The organism is Wenzhouxiangella sp. YN9, from assembly GCF_056324165.1.
The window spans coordinates 98,082-119,364 of record NZ_JBJNIP010000065.1; the positions used below are offsets into that span (position 1 = coordinate 98,082).

A 21,283-nucleotide genomic window follows, 5' to 3' on the forward strand; every position below is an offset into this window, starting at 1 on the left:
GCCTTCGAATACGGTTGAGTGACAGTGTCGCGAGCCTGTCATTGTGGAAGCGCACCGTCATTATGTAAAATGATCAATGCTCATCCCCCATGAAAAAATTAAATAACAGCCTGGCGGGATGCCGGAATCAGATGATTCGCAAGGTGATGGCTTTCAGCACGGCTCGCGTGCGGTCACCGGTGTTGAGCTTGTCGAGAATGTCGGAAACGTAGTTTTTAACCGTACCTTCGGCCAGGTGGATGGAGCGGGCGATTTCACGATTGGAGTAGCCGCCGGCGATGAGGCGCAGAATTTCGACTTCCCGACCGGAAAAGGTGTCCGCCGGCGGCGAATCATCGCGGTAGGGGTAGCGCTCGGCCACCCCCGTGGTATCGATCGGCTGCAGCCGGCGCTTGCCCTGCAGGATGGCGGCGATCAGCCCGGCGAGGTCTTCGGGCGAGATGTCCTTGAGCGCAAAACCCTGCGCGCCGGCATCCACGGCGGCCAGCATCAGCTCGCTGTCGTCGAAAGTGGTCAGCAACAGTACCGGCGGCGCGTTTTCCCGGTGCTTCAGGCGTCGGCACAGCTCGATGCCGTCGACGCCCGGCATGCGGATATCGGATACGATCAGGTCGACCGTGTCGTGATCCAGCGCCTCAAGCAGGGGCGCGCCGGATGCGGCTTCGACGGCGACGGTCACGCCCGGCAGGTCGTTAAGCACGGACTTAAGACCCTCGCGAATCAGGGCCTGATCGTCGGCCAGCGCGATGCGGCTGGGCATCAGTGCAGCTCCAGGGGCAGGGTGGCAGTCAGTTTCAGACCGCCGGAATCCGACTGCGAGATTGCCAGCGATCCGTCCAGCTCGGCCAGGCGCTCGTGCATGCCGGTCAGGCCGTGGCCTGGCCGGACCTTGCCGTTGACGCGCCCGTCGTCTTCGACGGTGAGAATCAGGTCATCGGACTCGCGCCGAAGCTGCACGCCCAGCGTTTCGGCCGGGCCGTGGCGCGCGGCGTTGGTCAGCGCCTCCTGGACCACCCGCAGCAGCGCCTCGGCCTGGTCGGCCCGCGGTACGCGCGCGGTTTGGTCCAGGCGCAGCTTCAGCTTCGGCCGCGGAAAGGGCCGAGCCAGTTCGTGCAGGCTCGACGCCAGCTCGATGCCCTCGCTCTGGCGCAGGTGCTTGACTACCGAGCGCAGGTCCTGCAGCAGCTCGTCAGCCAGGCTGGTCGCCCGCTCCACTTCCATGGCGGCCGCGGCGTCGTCAAGCCGCTGCGTCAGCCCGCGCAGGTTGAGCTTGAGGGCGGTGAGCTTGTGTCCGGCCACGTCGTGGAGCTCGCGCGACAGGCGCAGACGCTCCTGGTCGCGGGCTGTCTCGCTCAATAGCGAGCGCGTGGCCAGCAGGCGCGCGTTGACCGACCGGAGATCCTCGGCCATGTCCTCGGCGCGGATGGCATAGCGCATCACCAGCACGGCAAACATCTGGAAACCGATAAAGCTCAGCAGGGAGAAGCCGGCGTCGGCCGGACCGATTTTCCAGCCAAGGATCAGGATGCCGGCAAAGACAAGATTGATCGCCACCAGGGCGGCTGCCAGCATCGGCGTGCGCAATCGCTGCGCGAACTGGGTCACCAGCAGGATCATCAGGATGGGCGTCGCACCCGAGGGCACGAACCACAGAATGATGAAGGTCAGGCCCGTGAGCGCGATCAGAAAGAGGTCGAATATCCGCCGGCCGACAAGCTCGTCGAGCAGACAGCCCAGCCAGGCGACAAGAAAAAGCAGCAGCAGCCCGTCGACCCACCAGTTCATGTCGCGCCAGCCGAACACACCGGTGACCGTCAGCCAGACCGCCGCCCAGGCGGCATACGAGGCCCAGGCCAGCGGATTGGTCAGCAGCTCGTGCGCGCCGTCTTTCCACAATTGCTTCATGCCCCCTGTATAACGGTGCCGGGCGGCGACGACAACTGTCAAAGCGCAAGTCATGACTTTCGGCACCTGGTGTACCCCGCACCGGTCATGACCGGTGCGGGGCTTTCCGTCCGCCGTTCGACTGGCGCTTTCAGCGCATCCGAATGCTGATTTCGGCACCGTTCTCGCCGACTTCGAATGCGGCTTCTTCGAACGTGGCCTCGCGCATGACCTGCGGATTGTTGCTGAAGCCGTAGCCTTCGACCGGGACGCCGCTGGGGCCTACATCGAGCCTGCCGTTGTCATTTTCATCGTGCATGACCTTGATCGCATAGATGCCCGGGGCCAGGTCGGTAAAGGAGACGGCTTCCTCGCTGCCCGAGGGCTTGCGCGAGGCTGCGGCCGCGAAGTCGCTTTTGCCTTCCCAGGCTTGTTGCGAGTCGGCGACGCCGATATGCAGGGTGCCGCGGGTGTTGTCGATGTTGGAAAGGTTGACCGTCAGGTCGGCAGCGTGCGCGGCCGAGCAAGTGATCAGGGCGGAAACGATCAGTCCTTTGCAGATAGCTTTCATGTGTTTGCTCCGTTAAGTGAGTGGATGCCGGCAGGTAAGTCAGTGGGTGCCGGCAGGATTCATTCTCGGAGCCACGCGGCATCGCGACAGGTGCCATTTGTCATCGAATCGTCGGCCGAAAGTCATCTTTCACCGATGCCGGGTTAATATCAGCGCTGATGCATCAAGATTGACCATGAGCGAATTGAATAATGCGCCTGCCCCCGCTCAGGGCCCTCCCGGTCTTCGAGGCCGTGGCCCGAACGCTGAGTTTTTCCGCTGCCGCCGTGGAGCTGCACGTCACCCAGTCGGCGGTTTCGCACCAGATTCGCCAGCTCGAGGATGATCTCGGTGAGACCCTGTTCGACCGAGGCGGTCGCCGCGTGGCGCTGACCGAGCAGGGCGAGCGCTATCTGGAGTCCATTGGCCCTGCACTGGCGCAGATCGAGCGCGCCAGCCAGCAGCTGCGCGGCGTGGAGGATTCGCGCATTCGCCTTGCCGTGCCCAGTTCATTTGCCGTTGGCTGGCTGATTCCACGCCTGCCGCATGTGCAGCGCCAGCACCCCGAGCTGGATCTGGACCTGGAAATGGTTGCCGACATGCCGCTGATGTCCGAGCGGCTGGCGGATTGCTTCATCACGTTTCGCTTCAATCAGCGCGGCTACCTGACCGAGCGTCTCTACGTCGAGCGCCTGTTCGCCGTGTGCTCGCGACAGTACTGGAACCGCATTCGAGAAGACCTCGACGAGGCTGGGCTGAGAAAGATCGGCAGCGGGCTGGATATGCGCCCGGAATGGTTTGCACGCTTTACGCTGCTTTCGGCCGCCAGCGTGTTCAATCGCCCGGGCGAGGACTGGCGACGCTGGTTTGCCACCGGCGACGCCGTGCTCCCCGACGAGGCCCACGTGCAGCACTTTTCCCACATGCTGCTGGCCCACGAGGCCGCCCGTCACCACCAGGGAATTGCGCTGTCCAACGACTATATGCTCGACACCGCCACCGATCCGGATCTGGTTCGCCTGCCGGCGCACGAGCTTCGCACCGGCGATGAATTTCACTTTGCCTGCAAAACCGCGCGCGCCAATGAACCAGGCGTCCGCCACCTGCGCCAATGGCTGGTCAAGCAGGCTGAAGCCTCGGGCTGGGAGCGGGGCGACTGATCCGGTAGCGGCGCCCAGGGAGGTCAGTTGTCGAGCAGGTCGGGTTCGTTTCGGGCCAGCCCGGCGCGGAAGTCGCGCACCTTGCTGCCGCCGCAAAACATCCGCTTGAACTCTGCGCGGGAGACCGGCACGTAGCGATCGTTGCCGCCGATCTCCACCTGTTCGCCGGCGGTGACGGCGTAGCCGTTTTCATCCACTCGCACCACCATGGTCGCCTTTTTGCCGGTGTGGCAGATGGTCTTGAGCTCCTTGAGCTCGTCCGCCCACGCCAGCAGATGGCGGCTGCCCGCGAACAGCTCGCCGCGAAAGTCCGTGCGCAGACCAAACGCCAGCACCGGAATACCCAGACGGTCGACAATCTCGCTTAACTGGTAGACCTGTTCGCGGGTGAAGAACTGCGACTCGTCGGTGAGCACGCAGTGAATGTTGCCCGCCTCGAGACGGTTGCGTACGAGCTCGAACAGGTCGTCGCCAGCGTCAACGGCCAGGGCCGGCTGCTCGATGCCCACGCGCGAGCGAATCACCCCGCGGCCGGCGCGGTCGTCGATGCCGGGGCTGAGCAGCAGCGGGCGCATGCCGCGCTCAAGGTAGTTCCACGCCGATTGCAGCAGCAGCGTGGTTTTGCCGGCGTTCATGGTCGAGTAGTAGAAATAGAGCTTGGCCATCAACACGCTCCGTGCGCACTCGCGAATGCTTCAGGGCCGGCGGCCGGCGGCCTTATTCGGCCTGGTGGCGATCAATCCAGATGTCGAAGCGGACGGCGTCGAGTTCCGGCGATTCTTCCAGCCACTCGCTGAGGGTCGATTCGACCTGTTGACACTTTTCGCAGTCGCCCTGCTGGTAGAGCAACAGGTAGATGTCGGCGGCCGGCAGGTCTTCGACGGCGTATTCCCCGCCTTCGGGCGTGATGGTACGTTCGAGCAGGGTGTCGATGGCCACCATCGAGCGCTCGCGCCGGCCGTGTTCGTAGGTCAGCGCCAGCTTGCGTTTGAAGCCACGCCGGTAGCCGTGCAGATGCCAGGCCGGGCTGAGGTCGGTGAAATACGCATAAAGCTGCGGCACGTGCTGGATGATGCCTTCACGCTTGGCCTGTGCCCGCAGGTTGCCGACGAAGCGCTCGTGCTTGAGAAGCACTTCCTGGCGCTGGTGCAGCTCCACCCGGGTGACGTTGGCGCCGAGCGTCGGCGGGGCGACCGCAAGGGTGGTCAGGAGAAAGCTGAAGCAAAGGACGAGTCGCATGGGCGAGAGTATATCGTTTCCGGGGCCGTGACCGGTCCGGGAGGCCAAAAGAAAGGCCGATCCGACGATTCCGCGCCCGGCCCCGGTGATCGCGGGCCGGGCGCGGAGTCCGCCATGCCTATTCGCTGTCTTCGGTCAGCACGGTGGTGTAGTCGCCGCCGCCCATCTGTGCGGGCAGCCTGCCTTCGACCTTGAGCATGGTGCGCGGTGTTTCAGTCGAGGCCCAAAGCGTCATGTCGCCGCCTTCGCCATCCAGGGCTTCGAGGTTCACCTTCCAGGCCGGATATTCACCAGCCGGCACGGCGACGCTTTCCTCGCCGGCCACGCTCAGCCTGAAGAAGCGCACTCGCTGCTGCAGGCCGACTTCGGCAATCCGGATCGGCGTACTGTAGTCGGCGTCCAGCGGCAGGCCAAGAATCACGGCCTCGAGGGCGGCATCGCCGCCGTAGACCGGTGCATCGAGCTCGATGTCGATCGGGATTTCCTGCTGCGCCTTGATGGTCCCGGTGACCGCGCGCGCCCCGTATTCCACCTCGATGGCTGCCGGGCCCTGAGCGAGCTTGCGGCTGATGGGCCGGAGGGTTTCGCCGTCGAGCACGATGCGGTCGCCGGCGGCGCCCATGGTCGATGAGGTGTCGGTGGTAATCACCAGAGTCTGGCCGTCTTCATTCTGCTCCATGCTGATCGTGCGCACGGCCTGCATCTCCATCTCGTTGCCCTGCATGCTCAGGGTGGTGGTGTAGCCGAAGCGGCCTTTGGCGATTTTCGCCGGGTCGCTGTTGGGCAGCGGCCGGGTTCTGGCAGCGTCCAGTTCATCGGCGACGTTCTCGACCGTGACCGAGTCGACGTCGACGGTGATCTCGCCGAGCCTTGCGGCGATCTCGTCTTCCATTTCTTGCTGGTGCCGCCCGCCAAGGTGGGTGGCCAGGAATTCTTCGGTGCGGGCGAACATGGCCAGGCGATTGCTGCGGCCGCGGAAGCCGTGGCCCTCGTCAGGGGCGACGATGTACTCCACCGGCAGGCCGGCTTCACGCATGGCGACCACGATCTGGTCGGATTCGGCTTGCTTGACGCGCGGATCGTTGGCGCCCTGGATGACCAGCAGCGGTGCGGCAATGTTGGCAACGTGATTGAGCGGCGACTTGCGCTCGAGTTCGGCGCGGCCCTCTTCGGTGCCCGGATCGCCCATGCGCAGCGTGAACAGCTTGCGGATCGGACCCCAGTAGGGCGGAATCGAGTTGAGCAGGGTAATCAGGTTGGACGGGCCGACGATATCGACGCCGCAGGCGTAGAGATCGGGTGTGAAAGTCATGCCGGCAAGCGTGGCGTAGCCGCCGTAGGAACCGCCCATGATGCAGACCTGGTCGGCGTTGACCACGCCCTTTTTGACCAGATGCTTGACGCCGTCGGTGATGTCGTCCTGCATGGCGTCGCCCCACTCATTGTTGCCGGCGTTGAGAAACGCCTTGCCGTAGCCGGTGGAGCCGCGGAAGTTGGGCTGCAGCACGGCGTAGCCGCGGTTGGCCAGAAACTGGGCAAGCGCGTTGTAGCCCCAGGTATCGCGCGCCCAGGGGCCGCCGTGAATCAGCGCCACCAGGGCCAGGTCCTGGTTCTCGACGCCCTTGGGTGTGGTCAGATAGGCAGGAATTTCCAGCCCGTCGCGCGCTTGGTAGCGGATCGGCTGCATTGCGGCCATGTGTTCGACCGGCAGCTCCGGGCGCGAGCGGTAGAGCTCGCTGACTTCCATGTCTTCCCAGTTGAACAGATAGGTGGTGCCGGGATCGACGTCGCGCGACAGGCCGACCAGCACCAGACGGTCGTCGGCGGTCTGCGGCCGGAAGCTGATCTCGCCGTCGGGCAGCTGCTCGCGCAAGAAGGCCAGGGCGTTCTCGAATTTCTCGTCTTTGGGATAAATGCGCGGCTTGTCGCCGACGTAGACGGTGGCCAGGATCTCATCGTTGGCGTTGGCGTAGATGGCGCCGCTGAAGTCGACTTCGCCTTTGGGGTCGCGCTCGACGAACTCGAGCTCGCCGCTGGCGACATCCATCAGATAGAGGCCGACCAGGTCGTTGTCTTCGCCCTTGTTGGACTGGAACCAGACGCGCTCGTTGTCCGCGTGGAAGCGGGTCGGGCCGCAGGTTTCGCGCCAGGAACAGGTGTAGAGCGTTTCACCGACCTTGCCGCCGGCAACGCGCAGGGTTTCGGTGCCGCCGTCTTCTGTCTGACGCACCGCCAGGCGGACCTGGCCTTCCAGGTCGACCACCCAGCCGACGATGTTCTGGTGGTTTTCGATCAACAGTTCGCGCTCGCCCGATTCGATATCGACGCGATAGACGTCGTGCAGGGCCGGGTCGCGATCGTTGAGGCCGACGATGATCTCGCCGGGCGTGGATTCGGGCACGCTGTAGATCTGGGCGCGCACACCGTCGATATCGGTCAGGTTGCGTGCAGCCGGCACACCGTTGTCGCCGGCGGGTTCGGCGTCGGCCTCAACGGCCCAGACGTGATAGTTCTCGTTGCCGCCCTTGTCCTGAACATAGAGCACGTATTCGCTGTCGTGGCTCCAGAAGTACCCGGGCACGGGACGTTCGTCATCGGTCAGGGGCCGCGCCTGGTCGAACGGCTCGTCGACGCCCTTGATCCAGATATTGCGCACGCCCTGGTAGGGCCGCATGAAGGTCATGAAACCGCCGTCGGGCGAAACCTGGGCGCCGGAAATTTCAGGGTCGCCGAAGAATAGCTGGCGATCGAGCAGCGGCGGCAGCTCGTCGAGATAGTCCAGCGGCTCGGTTTGTTCGGCGGCGCCGGCAGACAGCGCCACGAGCGCGGCCAGGCTGGCCAGCGCGGATTTCAGCAGTCGGAAACTCATCGGCAATTGCTCCTTGGGGAATACCGCCGCTCCGGGAAGGCCGGCGCGAGCAGTTCAATATTAACCGCCAAGTACTTTATACTGGTCGCAGTTTGCGCGCCAATAGCCCGTTGGTCACGCGCACGACCTGCTCAGTGCCGGGGCTCGAAGCGCTGCATGTAGGGGTTGGCAGCGGTGGGCGCAATCGAGATGAAGCCGTAACCGGTGGCCTCGTGGCAGCCGTTGCACGCGGAGACCACGCCCCGCAGCCGCGGCTCGATCGTTTCCATGTCGCCGCTGTCGAGCGCCTGTTTGAGCTGTTCGAAGGTCGGCGTCAGAATCGAGCCGGTCAGCCGGCCGACGGGAATGTCGTGGTAGGCCTCGATCGACTCGGCGGCCTCGATGGCCTCCTCGAGTTCGTGGGCGTAGAAGTCGGCCAGCTCGATGTTGCCGGCGTCCACCGACAGGCTCAGCTTGTGCAGGAACAGCTGCAGCTGCCCCATGGTGTCGATCAGTTCGGGCTCGTCATCGGCCAGGGCGCGGCCGGCGGCGATGCTCAGTGCGAGCATCAGAAAAAGGGACAGCGGTGCTTTCATGGGTGGCTCCGGAATCAGCGGTAAATAACAATCATTCACATCAAGGCCATTGTAGCCCCTGACTATTGGCACTGGCTGGCCAGTTGCGGCTACGCTACCATCTTGCCAAACGCTCGAGAAAGGGAACATCCATGCGCTATCTGAGCCTGCTGCTGGCCTGCCTGGTCGTGCTGCCCGCCGTCGCCCGTGAGGACGAATCCCCACCCGTTGATGTCGATCCGGTGGTGATCAGCGAGACGGCAGAGCTGCAGCCCGGAGAACCGGCAACCGATGAGCTCGAGCCCGATGCGAATCAGACTTCTGCGGCGCCGGAGCTGGCGGATGAATTCGAGTGGCTGCGACAGCCGGGTCACGACAGCGTGGTTTGTCCCTTTCGCGACCGTATCGACTACGAGCCCGGCGAGGTCGAATGTGGCCTGATCCAGGTGCCGGAAAACCGCGAGGTCGAAGGCAGCCGCACCATCGAGCTGCACTTTGTGCACATTCCGGCGCGCGGCAAGGACGCAGACGGCAACAAGGTCGAGGTGCGCGATGATCCCGTGATCTACCTGACCGGCGGCCCCGGCGTCGTGGTCGAGGGCTATGTCCAGCGGCTCAAGGACCACAGCGTGGTCAACGGCCGCGACCTCTACATTCTCGAGCAGCGCGGCGTCGGCTACTCGGGCGATTTCTGCCCGTTCTTCGCCGATCGCAATCGTGCCGAGCTTCAGGCCGACAACTTCGTAGACAGTCAGCGCGCCATGTTCGAACAGGTTCGCGCCTGCATGGACAGCGCCCGCGCCAGCGGGGTCGACGTGACCGGCTATCACACGTTCGAAAACGCACGCGACGTCAAGGCGCTGCGCCTGGCCCTGGGTCTCACGGACTGGAACGTGTGGGGCATTTCCTATGGTTCGGTGCTCGGGCAGGCCTACATGAAGGTCGATCCCGAGGGCATCCGCGCCGCCGTCATTGACGCCATCGTGCCGCTGGATCTGCGTGATCTGATGCGTATTCCGCACTGGCACGAGCAGAACCTGGATCGCCTGTTTGCCGCCTGCAAGGAGCAGCCGGGCTGCGCCGCCGCCTTCGAGGGCCTGGAGCGTCGCTATCGCGCTGCGATTGCCAACATGAACGAAAACCCGGTGCGCGTCGAGGTGCCCGCGGGCGAGCGCTATCCCAACGGCGAGGCGTGGTTCTTTGGCGATGTCATTGCCGGCCTGCCCTTCAGCCTGCTCTACGAGCAGTCCAACCACCCGGCCATTCCGGCCATCATCGCCGGGCTGACAAGCGCGGTCGAGGACGAGGACGAAACCTTTTTCCGGGCGCTTGCCCTGGGCGAGTTCGACAGCGGCTCCGGGGTCAGCATGGGCATGTCCACGGCGGTGCGCTGCATGGACGGTTACGTCGACCGTCAGGCCGAAGCGGCGCCCGCCGACTTTCGCGATTATCCGACCATTGCGCGCGCATTCGGCGCCCTGGAAGTGATCGAGGAAATGCCCGAGCGCTGCCGCGACGCCGGGCTGGCCCCGCGCGACCCGGCACAGTTCGAGCTGGTAGAAACCGACCTGCCGGTGGTGGTGGCCAACGGCGCCTGGGATCCGATCACGCCGGTGCCCCTGGCCGAGGCGATCATGCCCGGCTTCAGCAACGGCCGGCTGGCGGTGTTCCCGCATGCCGGCCATGGCCCGACGCGCTCGCTGGACTGCGCCGGCGATTTCCTCAACAGCTTTTACGATGACCCGTCTGCCGAACTCGACACCGAGTGCGTGGAAGCGGGTGAAGAGGCGGCCACATACGTTGCGCCCCACTACGCCACCCGCGCCCTTATCGAGGGCGTGGTGCTCAACGAGGAACACGAAAAGCGCTTCAAGGCGCATATGGCCTGGGGCGGGGTGTCAACAGCGCTGTCTGCGCTCGGACTGCTCGTGATCCTGCTGGGCTGGCTGGCACGCCGCCTGGATGGCCGGCGTCTGGAAGCGGCCGGAGGGGCCCGCCTGATGGTCTGGCTGGCCACGCTTGCGACTGCCGTTTACGCCGGCGGTCTGGGCGCGGCTGTGCAGGCCACCGTGGAAGTCAACGAGGCGTTGATGCTGTTCGGCCTGGTGTCGTGGGCCAGCCTGATCGCCTGGTTCGGCCCGCTCAGCCTGCTTCTGGGGCTGCTCGGCCTGATTCAGACCTGGCGTTACCGCAGCCGAATCGCACCGGCCAGCCGCATCGGCCTGATACTGACGGCGCTGGCCACGATCAGCCTGTCGATCTTCGGTCTGGTTTGGGATCTGTGGCCGTTCTAGCTGCCGGGGTTCCGGGAGCGCTTGCGCCTGGCGGTTAGACTGGCCCGACTCATTCTTCGGGAGAGGGAGCGATGATCGAATCACCGATGGCGGTGCTCACCGTGCTGGCCGGGGTGGCCGCGCTGTTCTTCTATCTCGAGCAGCGCACTGGCTGGAAGGGTTTCAACTACTTCCCGCCGCTTCTGTTCATCTACGCCACGCCGGTGCTGCTCAACAACGCCGGCGTGATCCCCTCCGACTCGCCGATCTACGGGGGCCTGGGCGACTACGCCCTGCCGGTATTCATCGCGCTGATGCTGTTCAACGTCAACGTGCCCTCGGCGGTGCGCATCATGGGCAAGGGCGTGCTGGTGATGCTGCTGGGCACGCTCGGCATCGTGGTCGGCGGCGTGGTCTCCTACGCCATCGTCCATGCCGGGCTCGATGCGGAGGCCTGGCGCGGCTACGGTGCGCTTGCCGGCAGCTGGATCGGCGGTACCGGCAACATGGCCGGCGTCGCTGGCGCGCTGGAGACGCCGCCGGAGATGCTCGGCCTGGCGGTGCTGGCCGACAACCTGGTCTACGTCGTCTGGCTGCCCATCCTGCTCGGCTCCAAAGCCTTTGCCGATCGCTTCAACCGCTGGGCGAAAGTGCCCGAAGAGCGCCTCGAACAGATGGAAACCGCGGCCGCCCGCGAGGCCCGCGAGGAGGTCGTGCCGCGCATGCAGGACTATCTCTACCTGCTGTTCTGGGCCCTGCTGGTGGCCGGCGCCGCCCGGTTCCTCGCGCCGCTGCTGCCCGAGGTCGGCGAGGTACTCACCACCTCGACCTGGACGGTACTGCTGGTGACCACCTTTGCCCTGGCGCTTTCGGCCACGCCCGTGCGGCACCTGCCGGGATCGCATCCCCTGGCGATGGCAATCATCTACGTTTTTGTCGCCGGCATGGGTGCGCGCGCCTCATTGGCCGGTTTCGACCAGGCGCCGCTGTTCTTACTCGGCGCCTATATCTGGATCTTCATCCACGGTGCCTTCTGCCTGTTCGGTGCCTGGCTGTTCCGGGTCGACGTGCATTCGGCCGCCATCGCCTCGGCGGCCAACGTCGGCGGCGCGGCCTCGGCCCCGGTGGTCGCCGCCTATCATCGCAAGGCGCTCGTGCCGGTCGCCATTCTCATGGCCCTGATCGGCTACGCCCTGGGCAACTATCTGGCCATCGTGACCGCCCAACTCGCCCACTGGGTCGGGGCTTGAGAGTGGTTAGCGCTTGTGCAGGGCGCGCAGCCGGAAGGATACGATCGGGCTCAGCAAAACAGCACCGGCAAAGCAGTAGAGTCCGATCCGCGGCTCGAGGGTGGCCATGTCGGCCAGGCGGATCAGCCCGATGCACAGCGCCAGCGCGAAGACGTCGACCATGGCCCAGCGCTGAAACTCGATCAGAGTGGCGATCGCGCGCTTGCTGCCGCTGCCGAACAGCTGCGCGAACGAGAGCACGACCAGGGCCAGGGCGACCAGCAGCGGCAGCGTGATCACGAACAGGAAAAAGCCCGCGGCCAGCAGCCACTCGCCGTCGGCGACCAGCTTGAACGCGCCGGCAAGCACCGAGTAGTCTTCTTTCCACAGCAGCCACTTTTCGACCCGCATCATCGGCAGCAGCAGACCGAGCGCGAGCAGCCCCAGGCCGGCAACGGCCAGCGGTGGCAGCAGGAACGAGCGCTTGCGCGGTGACGACAGGTAGCGATGCTCCGGGCCGGCGAGGGCGGCAATGAGCATCACCACGATCATCGACAGCAGGATGGCGGCGCTGAACACGTAGGCGCCGGCAAGTACCGAGGCGTCGGCGATCAGGCCCAGCTTGACTGCCCCGGCAAACAGGATCACCACCAGCACGTCGAGCATCGACCACTTGCCCAGCGGCTCGATGATGCGCAGGCTGCGGCGCCGGTTCTCGCGCACCGTCGGCGCAAACCACAGCCAGCCCAGCGCCACCAGCTTGGTGCCGGGAAAGATGCAGGAAAACAGCAGGATGATCGATCCGATGAAAATCTTGCCGTCGCCGAAATAGCCGGCGATGCCGCCGAGGATCGAGTACGAGGAATCCGCCGCCAGCGCCGATTCGATGCGCACGATGGGCATGAACAGACCGACGATCAGGGTGATCGCCGCCGCGGCGATCAGCAGCGGCACGTCAATCCGGCGCGGGTGTTCGCGGAAAAGCGGGCTTGGCGATGTTTTCGACACGGGCGCGGCCTGTCGTTCAATATCAATATGTCAGGGGCTCCAAGAATGGCCCGACTCGGCGTTGTCGCTCTTGGAAAGGGAATGACCCTTCCCAGCGAGCGACGCCTTGATTCGGGCCATTCCTGGAGCCCTGAGTGCAACCTGCTTTGATGCCGGGTTAATAGCGATCGGTTGCGGGATCGGCCACTGGATCGGGATCGTCGGCTTCCATGCGCAGGTAGGCATCGAGTTCGTCACGAATTTCGGGGATGATGTCCTCGGCGTGCGTGATGCGCATGTAGAAGATCGAGAAATAGATCACCTTGACCGAGTTGGTCAGCCGGTCGAGCACCACGCCGCCGAGCTTGCCCAGCCAGATGGCCACCAGCACCGGCAGCCAGGAGAAGTGCAGCTCGTCGGGCAGGAAGCCGGCTTCCACGCTGGCGAACAGTTCGCGCAGGTCGCCGGCATAGAACGCAGGGAAGGTATCGCCCACCCACAGGCCGAGCGCCAGCGCGCCGACGAACAAGACGAGATAGATCGGCGCCATGATGCTGCCGACCGCGCGCGCGGCGATGTCGATACCGAACACGCCGGCCAGGGTCTCGGGCACGTTGTCCTTGAGCGTGCCCATGCGCGAGACCGACTCGCGAATGCCGTAGCCATCGACCGCCGCTGAGGGCAGCAGGTAGTTGTTGAGCAGGTCCCAGACTTCCTCGAGCCCCTTCATGAACAGCCGCACCAGCGCCCCGGCCTTGCCGGACGATCTCGCCAGCGCCATCAACCAGGCCACCAGCAGGTCGATCAGCGCGATCTTGCGGGCCGTCCAGGCGAGCTCTTTCACCCGTGCACCGGCCTGCACGGCGTTGCGTTTCTCGCCCTTGAGCGCACCGCTGACCAACCAGGCCTGTCGCAGCTCCTGTCGGGTGTCGAAGAAGTAGCGATAGACGAAGCCGATGATGGCAATCAGCAGCAGTAGCGCGCCCGTACCGCCGGCGCCCACGATGAATGCCGTGACGGCGGAGAAGAACAGACAGGTCAGCACCAGCCCGTAGATCGTCATGCGCACCCAGGGCCGGATGATGCCCGGATCGCGGCCGACGATGGTAAAGGTGTGCTTGAGCAGATAGGCGAGCTGCTTGAGCCGTTCGCCGAAGCCGGGTTTGCGCAGAGTCTGTTGCATGCTGGGATCCTTGAAATTCTCCCTGCCCTAACGCAATCGGGCGTAAGAATCTGACAGCCGACTCCGGCCGGTCGCTCGCGCGCCCGCCAGGCCCGTGATTCCAAGGAACAAGGCCAGTACAAGAAGCACCAGGCTGACACCCCAGGCGGCCGCGTTTACCGGGTCGCCGACGCACAACGCGGCATGCCAGGCGACGATCAGCACGATGAGCGCGGCGCTTGCCAGCTGTAGCCGGCTGCGAACCAGCAGGCCGGGAACGGCCGCCGCAAGCGCGATCAGGCCAAGCTGAATCAGCCAGAAAAGTGCCACCAGCCAGGCCATTCGGGCGGTGACGGCCAGATCGGCGAAAGCGACCGCCGCCAGCGCCACGGGCGCGCCCCAGACGGTCGCGACCCAGGCCCGCTCCAAAGCGGGCACGGCGCGGCCGGCCTGGCGGCGCTTGGCCAGCCAGATGTTGAGCCCGCTGGCGATCACCACGCAGGCGGCCAGGCCCAGCAGGCCGTAGAGGATCTTGACCGGCAGGCCACCGAAGGAACCGAAATGCAGCGGGTAGAGCGCGGCTACCACCTGCTGGCCGACTTCGCCGTTGGACAGCCCGGTCCAACGGCCCAGCGTGCCGTCGGCATCGAAGCCGATATAGTCGCCGAAGATCAGGCGGCGCGGATGGTAGGCCAGAATTTCGGCGCTCTGCCCGGCGGTGGCGGGATCATGAAAGCTGACCACCCAGGCGCGGGCTCCGGGCTGTTCGCGCGAGAAGTTGATCAGGGCCGACTCGATATCGGCCAGCGGCGCCGGCGTGGCCCGACCCTCGATCTCCGAGCCGAAAACGGGATCGAAAAAGGTCGCGGTGTCGCCGTGGTTGACCACCGGCGCAAAAGCCGCGGCGACTACCAGCGCCAGGCCCAGCGCGGCGCCGGTCAGCGCGATCACCAGGTGGAACGGAAACGCCCAGACGCTGAGCCGGTTGTGCAGATCGGCCTGGGCCAGGCGCGCTCCGGATTTCAGGCGCAGGCGGAAGGCGTCGCGAAACAGCCTGGGGTGGGCCAGCAGGCCCGACAGGCACAGCCCGGCCATGAGCACGCCCAGAATTCCGACCAGCGTCAGGCCCGGCAGCGCGGGAAGGGTCAGGTAGTAGTGGATGCTTTCCAGAAAGTGCGACCACTCGTGGTCGGCTTGCGCAACGATGTTGCCGCCGGAGTCTGCAAACCAGGCGCGTTCGTCGGTTGCCACCCACAGCCGGGGCAGGGTCGGCGTCGGCAGGCCCAGGTAGAAATGGTGGGGCGCCTGTTCGAGCCGGGAGAGCGCCGTCCGGGCGGCCTGCGCGGCGGCGGCCGGGGTGACGCTGTCCATTTCCGGCACCGCCGGCTGCTCCCAGCGCTCGAACTCCTCGTGGAAAACCATCGCCGTGCCCGTAAGGCACAGGATGTAGAGCAGCATGCTGGCAGCCAGCCCCAGCGTGAGGTGGCCCGAGAGCATGCTCGAGACCAGCCCGGACGGCAGCCGGGACCACTTCAGGTTCACGTCGCACCTCCGGCCAGCGCCAGCGTTGCGCCGAGCCCGACCAGCCCCGGCAGGATCACCAGCAGCGCGCGCCTGCCCAGTCCACTGCCCATGGTGCCCAGGATCGTGAACACGGCCCAGATTACCGGCACCGAAAGCATGGCCACGGCGAGCACGTTGGCGGCATCGACTCCGGCCCGCGCCAGGCCGAGCCACAGCGCCAGACCGATGGTCAGCGTCGAGGCCAGCGCGACGGGACCGGCCAGGCAGAAAATCCACGCCCGGCGCAGCCACAAGCCTGCGCCGCGAGAGCTCGTTGCGGGCGGATCATTGCGCGGTTCGCGCCGGCGCTTTTGCCGCGTTGGCGCTTGCCAGGCTCGCCAGCCCTCGATGAGCGCGAGCGCCAGACCGACCAGCATGAACAAACCGACGGCCAGGGCGATGCCCCGGTCTTGCCCACCGGCGTGCACCCACGGCAACAGCGCGATGGCCAGCAGCAGCCAGCCGATCCAGCGCAGGGCCAGCTGCCGGCCGGGCCCGGGGCGGCGGCGCCAGTGCCAGGCCAGCCTGAGCGCCAGCACGCCGGCTGCGGTCAGCATGGCGGCAAGGGAGAGCGTCATCGTCATTCCCCGGATCGATCAGAAGCGATAAGCCACGGTGCCGACCACCGTGCGGCGCTCGCCGAAGAAACAGTCGCCGCGGGCCAGGCAGGAGGCGAGATAGGGCTTGTCGGTGAGATTGCGCGCATTGACGCGAAAGCGCCAGTCGCCGGTCTCGTAGCCGATCATCAGATCGTAGAGCGTGTATCCGGGCGCACGAATGTTGTCGAAGCCGTCCCAGGTCTGGCCGACGTAGCGGGCGCCGGCGCCAGCGACGAAGCCCGACAGCGCGCCGTCGGGCTGCCAGCCCAACCAGGCCGAGGCCTGATCGCGGGGCATGCCCTGAAAGCGATAACCGGCCGCGTTTTCGGTGCTCAGTCGGCTGGCGTTGACCTCGAGCGTGAACGGCTTCATGCGCAGCACCGATTCGATCTCCACGCCCCGAATCACGGCCACGCCCTCCTGCTGAGAAAACTCGCCCGGCAGGCTGCCGGGATTGGGCAGGTTGGACTGCTCGATGTCGAAGGCAGAAACCGTGATCTGCCCCGGAATGCCGCGCGGCTGGTACTTGATGCCGACCTCGTACTGGCGCCCCTCCTGCGGGTCGAAGGGTTGGCCGGTGATTGCGTCGACGCCGACGACCGGCTCGAACGATTCGGCATAGCTGGCGTAGGGCGCCAGGCCGTTGTCGAAGCGATACAGCGCGCCGACGCTGTAGCTGAGCGCATCGTCGTCCTGCGACTGGCTGCCGGTGTCGGTGGCGACATCGTCGTAGCGCAGTCCGGCGGTGATGCGCCACTCGCCGATGCTGATCTGATCGTTGAGATAGAGTCCGCGGTCGGTCGTACTGGCCCGCGGGCCGTCGGACATCAGCCGCTCGAACAGCGCTTCCGGCGGCACGTCGCCGTAGACGGGGTCGAACAGATTGATCCAGTAGCGGTCGCCGAAGTTGTCGTCTGGCAGTCCGGTGGCCGGGTCCAGGCCCAGGGCAAAGGCCGAGCCGGCATCGTTGTCTGTGGTGACGTCCTGGTACTGAGCGCCGATCATCAGCTCGTGCTCGAACCGCCCGGTGAAGAATTCGGCGCGCACCCGCGAATCCAGCGCCATCTGCTCGGAAGTGGCGTCGCTGGCATACCAGGTTCTAGGCACCGTACCGTCCTTGTACAGGCTGCCGTCGGGGTTGTAGATGTAGCGTCCGGGAATGAAAGCCGGCCAGGCCTGGCGGTAGTCGGCGCTGCCCCGGGTCCAGCGCCCGGTCACTTCAACCGACCAGGTGGCGTTGAACACGTGATCGGCCAGCAAGGTGATCGAGTCACTGTCGGTGTCGTAGCGATCGAAGCCCGGCTCGCCGGCAAAGGTGCTGTCTTCGATGAATTCACCATTGGGCGCGGGCACCAGGGTGCCCTGAACCGGCATGAACTGCGCGCCGGCCTGGCCGCGCGTGCGCTGCACGCTGCCCAGAAGGGTGATGTTGGTCAGCGGCGAGGGCGAAAAAGTGATCGAAGGCGCGATCAGGGTGGTGTCGTTGGCCACGTGATCGACCATGGTGTCGGCGTCGCGGCCAACGGCAATCACGCGATAGATCAGCGAACCGGACTCGTTGAGGCCGCCGCCGAAGTCGGCGGCCAGCTGCTTGTGGTCGTGAGTGCCGTACTGCAACACCACTTCGGGCTGCAGATCCAGGCGGGGGCGTTTGCTGACCACGTTGGCCAGGCCGCCGGGCGAACCCTGGCCATAGAGCACCGAGGCCGGCCCCTTGAGGATCTCGACCTGCTCGATTGCATACGGGTGCGTGCGGGCATTGTTGTAGTTGCCGAACAGCGCCTGCAGGCTGTCGCGGTATTCCGGCACGTCCAGGCCGCGCACCCGAACCCAGTCGCCGCGGGTGGCGAAGCCGTAGACTTCGCCGAAAACGCCGGCGGAATACTGGTAGATATCGGCCAGCTCCAGCGCGCCCTTGTTCTCGATGTCGCGCTCGGTTTCGATCGAGACCGAACGGGCGGTTTCCATGATCGGCGTATCGGACTTGAGCGCCGAGTAGCGCGAGAGCGTGCCGACGACCGTCAGGCGATCGAGTTCGGCGTTCTTCTCGTTGCTGTGGTCGTCGCGGCTGTCGTCGTTCTTGCCGACGGAACCGGGCCCAGCGTTTTCATCCGTATCGCGAGGCTCCCGAGCGGCAAGCGGCTGAGTGGACAGAAGGCCAACGGCAAGAGCCGCCAGAATGGTGCTGCGAAGCGGACGGAATCGGGGCTGTCTCATTTCTTGTCTATCTGCGCGAGTGGTTTGATGGCCTGAGGCGCGCAGATGGTAATGCGAATTATTACTATATGCAATCCGCGTCTGGGGAGCAGGTCACGGCACGCTGCCGTAAAATGCTCCTTCGGCCCGGGCCGGTTGACCGCGCCCCGGCGAGGGTGGAAACTCGTTGACAGGCGGCCGATCGCGTTCGGCTCTTTCGGCCCCTGTCCGGATCACGCCGCCGGCCGACCCGCACCGAGGCTGCCATGCCCGAGAACACCGCAACGACCGTACGCCGCAACCTCGAGGGGGTGCTGGGAATCCCGTTCTTTGGCGACAGCAGCGTCGAGGCACTACGTAACGGCCGCGAGATCTTTCCGGCCATGCTCGCGGCCATCGAGCAGGCCCGCGAGCGTATCGAGTTTCTGACCTTCGTCTACTGGCGCGGCGAGGTTGCCGAGCGCTTTGCCCGCGCTCTGGCCGAGCGTGCCGCGGCCGGCGTGAACGTGCGCGTGCTGCTCGACGCGGTGGGCGGGCGCACCATCGACGATACGCTGGTCGAGCAGATGCGCAGCGCCGGCGTGATGCTGCAGTGGTTTCGCCCGCTCAAGCGCTGGAAAGTCTGGGAGATCGATAACCGCACTCACCGCAAGATTCTGGTCGTTGACGGCCGCATGGGCTTCACCGGCGGAGTGGGCATTGCCGCTGAATGGGAGGGCGATGCGCGCAACGCAAACGAGTGGCGCGACAGTCACTTCTGCATTCGCGGGCCGGCGGTGCAGGGCCTGCAAGGTGCTTTTTACGGCAACTGGACGGAAGCGGGCCGGCGTCTGGTCGAGCCCATGCACTGCATGCCCGAGCCCGAGGCCGCCGGCTCGACGGCCATTCAGGTCATCCGCGCCACCGCTGCCAGCGGCTGGTCGGATATCGCCACGCTGATCGAGCTGTTGATCAGCGCAGCTGACCAACGGCTGGTGATCGCTACCGCCTATTTCGTGCCCGACGAGGAGACCATCGCCAACCTGCGCCAGGCCGTCGGGCGCGGGGTCGAGGTCGATGTCATCATGCCCGGAGAATACACCGACGAACGTCTCTCCCAGCTGGCCGGCGAGGATGAATACCGGCCGCTGCTCGACGCCGGCATCCGGTTGTGGCGTTACCAGCGCAGCATGTACCACGCCAAGTTCATCGTCGTCGACGGCCAGGTGGCCTGCATCGGCTCGGCCAATTTCAATCAGCGCTCGCTGCGCAAGGATGAAGAGGTGGCCGCCGTAGTGCTCGATGAGAAGCTTGCCGATACGTTGATGACGCATTTTCGCGACGATCTCGAGCACTGCCAGCGCATCGACGCCGAGACCTGGCGACAGCGCGGCCTGTGGCAGCGCGGCCTCGAATGGGCGGCGCGCTGGTTCAAGCCGCAAGTCTGAGCATTGGCTGCCCGCGGGAGGCGTCCCGGCTTGCCGCCGGGTCAGTCCTTGCCGATGCCGCGCTCGCTGAGCAGATAGACGGCAAAGCTGGCCAGCCAGTGGCCGCCGGCGTAATGTTCGCCGCCAACGCCGGCCAGGCCGGCGCTGGCGTGGCGCGCGGCGGCGGCGCGCAAGCTTTCGCGGCGCGGGTCGTTGTCCGGCAGGCTGGTGGCGATGCCTTCAAGCATCCAGGCGCGCGACAGATTGAGCCCGTCGATATGCGCCAGCTTGCCGTCGGCGCGATCGGTTACCACGGCTGTCGGCAGCCAGTCGTCCCCACCGATCTGCGGCAGGAAGTCGTCGAGCCAGGCAGCGAACTCGTCCGCCGCCATCACGCGCCGCATCAAGTCCGCCTCGGCCAGGCAGGGCGAGAGGAAATCGTGGCCGGAAGGCTCGTAGTCCAACGGGCAGTCGCGGTCGTCGGCGTAGAAGTCCATCGCCGCGCGCTCGATGATGCCCGCCAGCCTGCTGTCATCGACCTGCCGCGCGTAGTCCAGCACCAGGCCGAAGGAAAACGCTGTCTGATCGTGCTCGCCGACGCGAATGGGATAGTGCAGCTTCGGGATCCACTCGCCAAGGCGCCGCACGGCGATGGCTTCCACCGGCCGCAGCCAATCGCGCCACTGCCGGGCCTGCTTGTCGTCTTTCTCACTGCCCCATTGATCGAGCTCGGCGACAAGCTGCAGCAGCCACGCAAGTCCGTAGGGCCGCTCGAAACCGGTGCGTTCCGGATGCGCCATGTAGGCGGCCTCGGCAAGCAGCCCGTTCTCGGTCAGGTTGGCGGCCAGCTTTGCGCGCGCCGCGTCGGCAGATTCCGCGTTCGGGAAAAGCCGGCTCAAACGCACCAGCAGCCAGTGGCCGTGCACGGATGAGTGCCAGTCGAAGCAGCCGTAAAAGGCCGGCGTGAGCTCACGCGGCGGGCCGAGGTCGTCATCGCCGGCCATCTCGTGGTGAATCAGGTTGGGGTACTCCTGGTCGACGCAGTCCAGCGCCAGCGCGGCAAACCGGCCGGCCGTATCGGCATCAAGACGCGTCTGCGCAGTGCCGATACCGGGTGCTGCGATCATCACGATGACCAACAGGAACGTGGAGAAGCGGGTGAGTCCGTGCATGAAGAATCCTCAGGGTGATGCATGTTTTTTAGCTTACCGCATGGGCATGACGGTGGCTTCGCGAGGGCTCCGTCGGAGAATCTGGTGGCTTTAGCGGCAACGGGACGAAGCCGACAGGAGGGCGGCGCGGCTTCGATTGGTGGTTAGCAGGCGATGAGAAGGCTTTCGGGTTTCTGGTTTCGATCAGCGCCGGATCGCGGTCTGGAGACCGCTCCTACAGTAGGATGCGTGAAGCGCAGCGTAACGCATCAGCCCCCGATCCAGCCTCGCCCGATGCGTTACGGCCTTCGGCCTGCACACATCCTGCGATCCCAAGCACTTACACGGGCAACGTTCCCTCGCCGGTAGCGTGCGCAAAGCGCGGTGGGGCAATCACGAGCGCAAGCCCGAGACCTTTCCCATGGCCACTTCCGGAAACTATCCCGGGCACCACGCGACCA

At 65.6% G+C, this 21,283-nt stretch carries 17 protein-coding genes; 4 read left to right on the top strand and 13 right to left on the bottom strand.

The features are described from left to right. Positions 1 to 127: 127 nt before the first annotated feature. The 3 genes from ACEWQ0_RS03835 to ACEWQ0_RS03845 form a co-directional block, all read right to left on the bottom strand. A complete protein-coding gene (locus tag ACEWQ0_RS03835; protein WP_476484563.1) occupies positions 128 to 760 on the bottom strand; it encodes a response regulator in 633 nt (210 codons plus the stop codon). Then, on the bottom strand, positions 760 to 1,905 hold the full coding sequence (locus tag ACEWQ0_RS03840; RefSeq protein WP_476481980.1) for a sensor histidine kinase: 1,146 nt from the start codon (positions 1,903 to 1,905) through the stop codon (positions 760 to 762). The genes ACEWQ0_RS03835 and ACEWQ0_RS03840 overlap by 1 nt, the downstream gene beginning before the upstream one ends. 130 nt (positions 1,906 to 2,035) lie before the next feature. Continuing rightward, the gene (locus ACEWQ0_RS03845; RefSeq protein WP_476481981.1) at positions 2,036 to 2,455 is read right to left on the bottom strand and encodes a DUF2141 domain-containing protein; all 420 of its coding nucleotides are present in this window, start codon (positions 2,453 to 2,455) and stop codon (positions 2,036 to 2,038) included. 191 nt (positions 2,456 to 2,646) lie between these two features. Between ACEWQ0_RS03845 and ACEWQ0_RS03850 the strand changes: the two genes are divergently transcribed. After that, positions 2,647 to 3,594: a LysR family transcriptional regulator gene (locus tag ACEWQ0_RS03850; RefSeq protein WP_476481982.1), complete on the top strand. Its 948-nt coding sequence runs from the start codon at positions 2,647 to 2,649 to the stop codon at positions 3,592 to 3,594. Positions 3,595 to 3,617: 23 nt separating this feature from the next. Here the strand turns inward: ACEWQ0_RS03850 and ACEWQ0_RS03855 are convergent, their stop codons facing one another. The 4 genes from ACEWQ0_RS03855 to ACEWQ0_RS03870 form a co-directional block, all read right to left on the bottom strand. After that, positions 3,618 to 4,259 (bottom strand): thymidine kinase, encoded by a 642-nt coding sequence (locus tag ACEWQ0_RS03855; protein ID WP_476484564.1) that lies wholly within the window; start codon positions 4,257 to 4,259, stop codon positions 3,618 to 3,620. A gap of 52 nt (positions 4,260 to 4,311) precedes the next feature. Then, a complete protein-coding gene (locus ACEWQ0_RS03860; protein ID WP_476484565.1) occupies positions 4,312 to 4,833 on the bottom strand; it encodes a hypothetical protein in 522 nt (173 codons plus the stop codon). Positions 4,834 to 4,951: 118 nt separating this feature from the next. Continuing rightward, entirely contained in the window at positions 4,952 to 7,702 is a 2,751-nt protein-coding gene (locus tag ACEWQ0_RS03865) for a S9 family peptidase (RefSeq protein ID WP_476484566.1), read from the bottom strand. Between the two features lie 131 nt (positions 7,703 to 7,833). Next, positions 7,834 to 8,277, bottom strand: coding sequence for a hypothetical protein (locus ACEWQ0_RS03870; RefSeq protein ID WP_476484567.1), 444 nt, complete (start codon positions 8,275 to 8,277; stop codon positions 7,834 to 7,836). A 131-nt stretch (positions 8,278 to 8,408) separates the two neighbouring features. Between ACEWQ0_RS03870 and ACEWQ0_RS03875 the strand changes: the two genes are divergently transcribed. Together ACEWQ0_RS03875 and ACEWQ0_RS03880 are read left to right on the top strand one after the other, a co-directional pair. After that, on the top strand, positions 8,409 to 10,550 hold the full coding sequence (locus ACEWQ0_RS03875) for an alpha/beta hydrolase (protein ID WP_476481988.1): 2,142 nt from the start codon (positions 8,409 to 8,411) through the stop codon (positions 10,548 to 10,550). 71 nt (positions 10,551 to 10,621) lie between these two features. Then, positions 10,622 to 11,779, top strand: a complete 1,158-nt coding sequence (locus ACEWQ0_RS03880; RefSeq protein ID WP_476484568.1) for a DUF819 family protein — start codon at positions 10,622 to 10,624, stop codon at positions 11,777 to 11,779. A gap of 6 nt (positions 11,780 to 11,785) precedes the next feature. On the opposite strand, the gene ACEWQ0_RS03885 is transcribed toward ACEWQ0_RS03880, so the two are convergent. From ACEWQ0_RS03885 to ACEWQ0_RS03905, 5 genes are all read right to left on the bottom strand, one after another. Next, positions 11,786 to 12,712 carry a paraquat-inducible protein A gene (locus ACEWQ0_RS03885; RefSeq protein ID WP_476484569.1) on the bottom strand — a complete coding sequence of 309 codons (927 nt, stop codon included), beginning with the start codon at positions 12,710 to 12,712 and terminating at the stop codon, positions 11,786 to 11,788. Positions 12,713 to 12,923: 211 nt separating this feature from the next. Then, on the bottom strand, positions 12,924 to 13,928 hold the full coding sequence (locus ACEWQ0_RS03890; RefSeq protein WP_476484570.1) for a hypothetical protein: 1,005 nt from the start codon (positions 13,926 to 13,928) through the stop codon (positions 12,924 to 12,926). Between the two features lie 27 nt (positions 13,929 to 13,955). Next, complete coding sequence (locus ACEWQ0_RS03895; protein WP_476484571.1) at positions 13,956 to 15,449, bottom strand: PepSY-associated TM helix domain-containing protein; 1,494 nt, start codon at positions 15,447 to 15,449, stop codon at positions 13,956 to 13,958. Continuing rightward, entirely contained in the window at positions 15,446 to 16,048 is a 603-nt protein-coding gene (locus tag ACEWQ0_RS03900; RefSeq protein WP_476481993.1) for a hypothetical protein, read from the bottom strand. Before ACEWQ0_RS03900 ends, ACEWQ0_RS03895 begins: the two co-directional genes overlap by 4 nt. Positions 16,049 to 16,066: 18 nt before the next feature. After that, positions 16,067 to 18,286 carry a TonB-dependent siderophore receptor gene (locus ACEWQ0_RS03905; RefSeq protein WP_476484572.1) on the bottom strand — a complete coding sequence of 740 codons (2,220 nt, stop codon included), beginning with the start codon at positions 18,284 to 18,286 and terminating at the stop codon, positions 16,067 to 16,069. A 245-nt stretch (positions 18,287 to 18,531) separates the two neighbouring features. Between ACEWQ0_RS03905 and ACEWQ0_RS03910 the strand changes: the two genes are divergently transcribed. Further along, positions 18,532 to 19,692, top strand: coding sequence for a phospholipase D-like domain-containing protein (locus ACEWQ0_RS03910; protein ID WP_476484573.1), 1,161 nt, complete (start codon positions 18,532 to 18,534; stop codon positions 19,690 to 19,692). Between the two features lie 41 nt (positions 19,693 to 19,733). On the opposite strand, the gene ACEWQ0_RS03915 is transcribed toward ACEWQ0_RS03910, so the two are convergent. Beyond that, positions 19,734 to 20,843: a DUF2891 domain-containing protein gene (locus ACEWQ0_RS03915; RefSeq protein ID WP_476484574.1), complete on the bottom strand. Its 1,110-nt coding sequence runs from the start codon at positions 20,841 to 20,843 to the stop codon at positions 19,734 to 19,736. Positions 20,844 to 21,283: the final 440 nt, after the last annotated feature.

Bases quoted from the DNA above. Each gene is read 5' to 3' on its own strand.
- ACEWQ0_RS03835 (WP_476484563.1), bottom strand. From the start codon at position 760: ATGCCCAGCCGCATCGCGCTGGCCGACGATCAGGCCCTGATTCGCGAG.
- ACEWQ0_RS03840 (WP_476481980.1), bottom strand. From the start codon at position 1,905: ATGAAGCAATTGTGGAAAGACGGCGCGCACGAGCTGCTGACCAATCCG.
- ACEWQ0_RS03845 (WP_476481981.1), bottom strand. From the start codon at position 2,455: ATGAAAGCTATCTGCAAAGGACTGATCGTTTCCGCCCTGATCACTTGC.
- ACEWQ0_RS03850 (WP_476481982.1), top strand. From the start codon at position 2,647: ATGCGCCTGCCCCCGCTCAGGGCCCTCCCGGTCTTCGAGGCCGTGGCC.
- ACEWQ0_RS03855 (WP_476484564.1), bottom strand. From the start codon at position 4,259: ATGGCCAAGCTCTATTTCTACTACTCGACCATGAACGCCGGCAAAACC.
- ACEWQ0_RS03860 (WP_476484565.1), bottom strand. From the start codon at position 4,833: ATGCGACTCGTCCTTTGCTTCAGCTTTCTCCTGACCACCCTTGCGGTC.
- ACEWQ0_RS03865 (WP_476484566.1), bottom strand. From the start codon at position 7,702: ATGAGTTTCCGACTGCTGAAATCCGCGCTGGCCAGCCTGGCCGCGCTC.
- ACEWQ0_RS03870 (WP_476484567.1), bottom strand. From the start codon at position 8,277: ATGAAAGCACCGCTGTCCCTTTTTCTGATGCTCGCACTGAGCATCGCC.
- ACEWQ0_RS03875 (WP_476481988.1), top strand. From the start codon at position 8,409: ATGCGCTATCTGAGCCTGCTGCTGGCCTGCCTGGTCGTGCTGCCCGCC.
- ACEWQ0_RS03880 (WP_476484568.1), top strand. From the start codon at position 10,622: ATGATCGAATCACCGATGGCGGTGCTCACCGTGCTGGCCGGGGTGGCC.
- ACEWQ0_RS03890 (WP_476484570.1), bottom strand. From the start codon at position 13,928: ATGCAACAGACTCTGCGCAAACCCGGCTTCGGCGAACGGCTCAAGCAG.
- ACEWQ0_RS03900 (WP_476481993.1), bottom strand. From the start codon at position 16,048: ATGACGCTCTCCCTTGCCGCCATGCTGACCGCAGCCGGCGTGCTGGCG.
- ACEWQ0_RS03905 (WP_476484572.1), bottom strand. From the start codon at position 18,286: ATGAGACAGCCCCGATTCCGTCCGCTTCGCAGCACCATTCTGGCGGCT.
- ACEWQ0_RS03910 (WP_476484573.1), top strand. From the start codon at position 18,532: ATGCCCGAGAACACCGCAACGACCGTACGCCGCAACCTCGAGGGGGTG.
- ACEWQ0_RS03915 (WP_476484574.1), bottom strand. From the start codon at position 20,843: ATGCACGGACTCACCCGCTTCTCCACGTTCCTGTTGGTCATCGTGATG.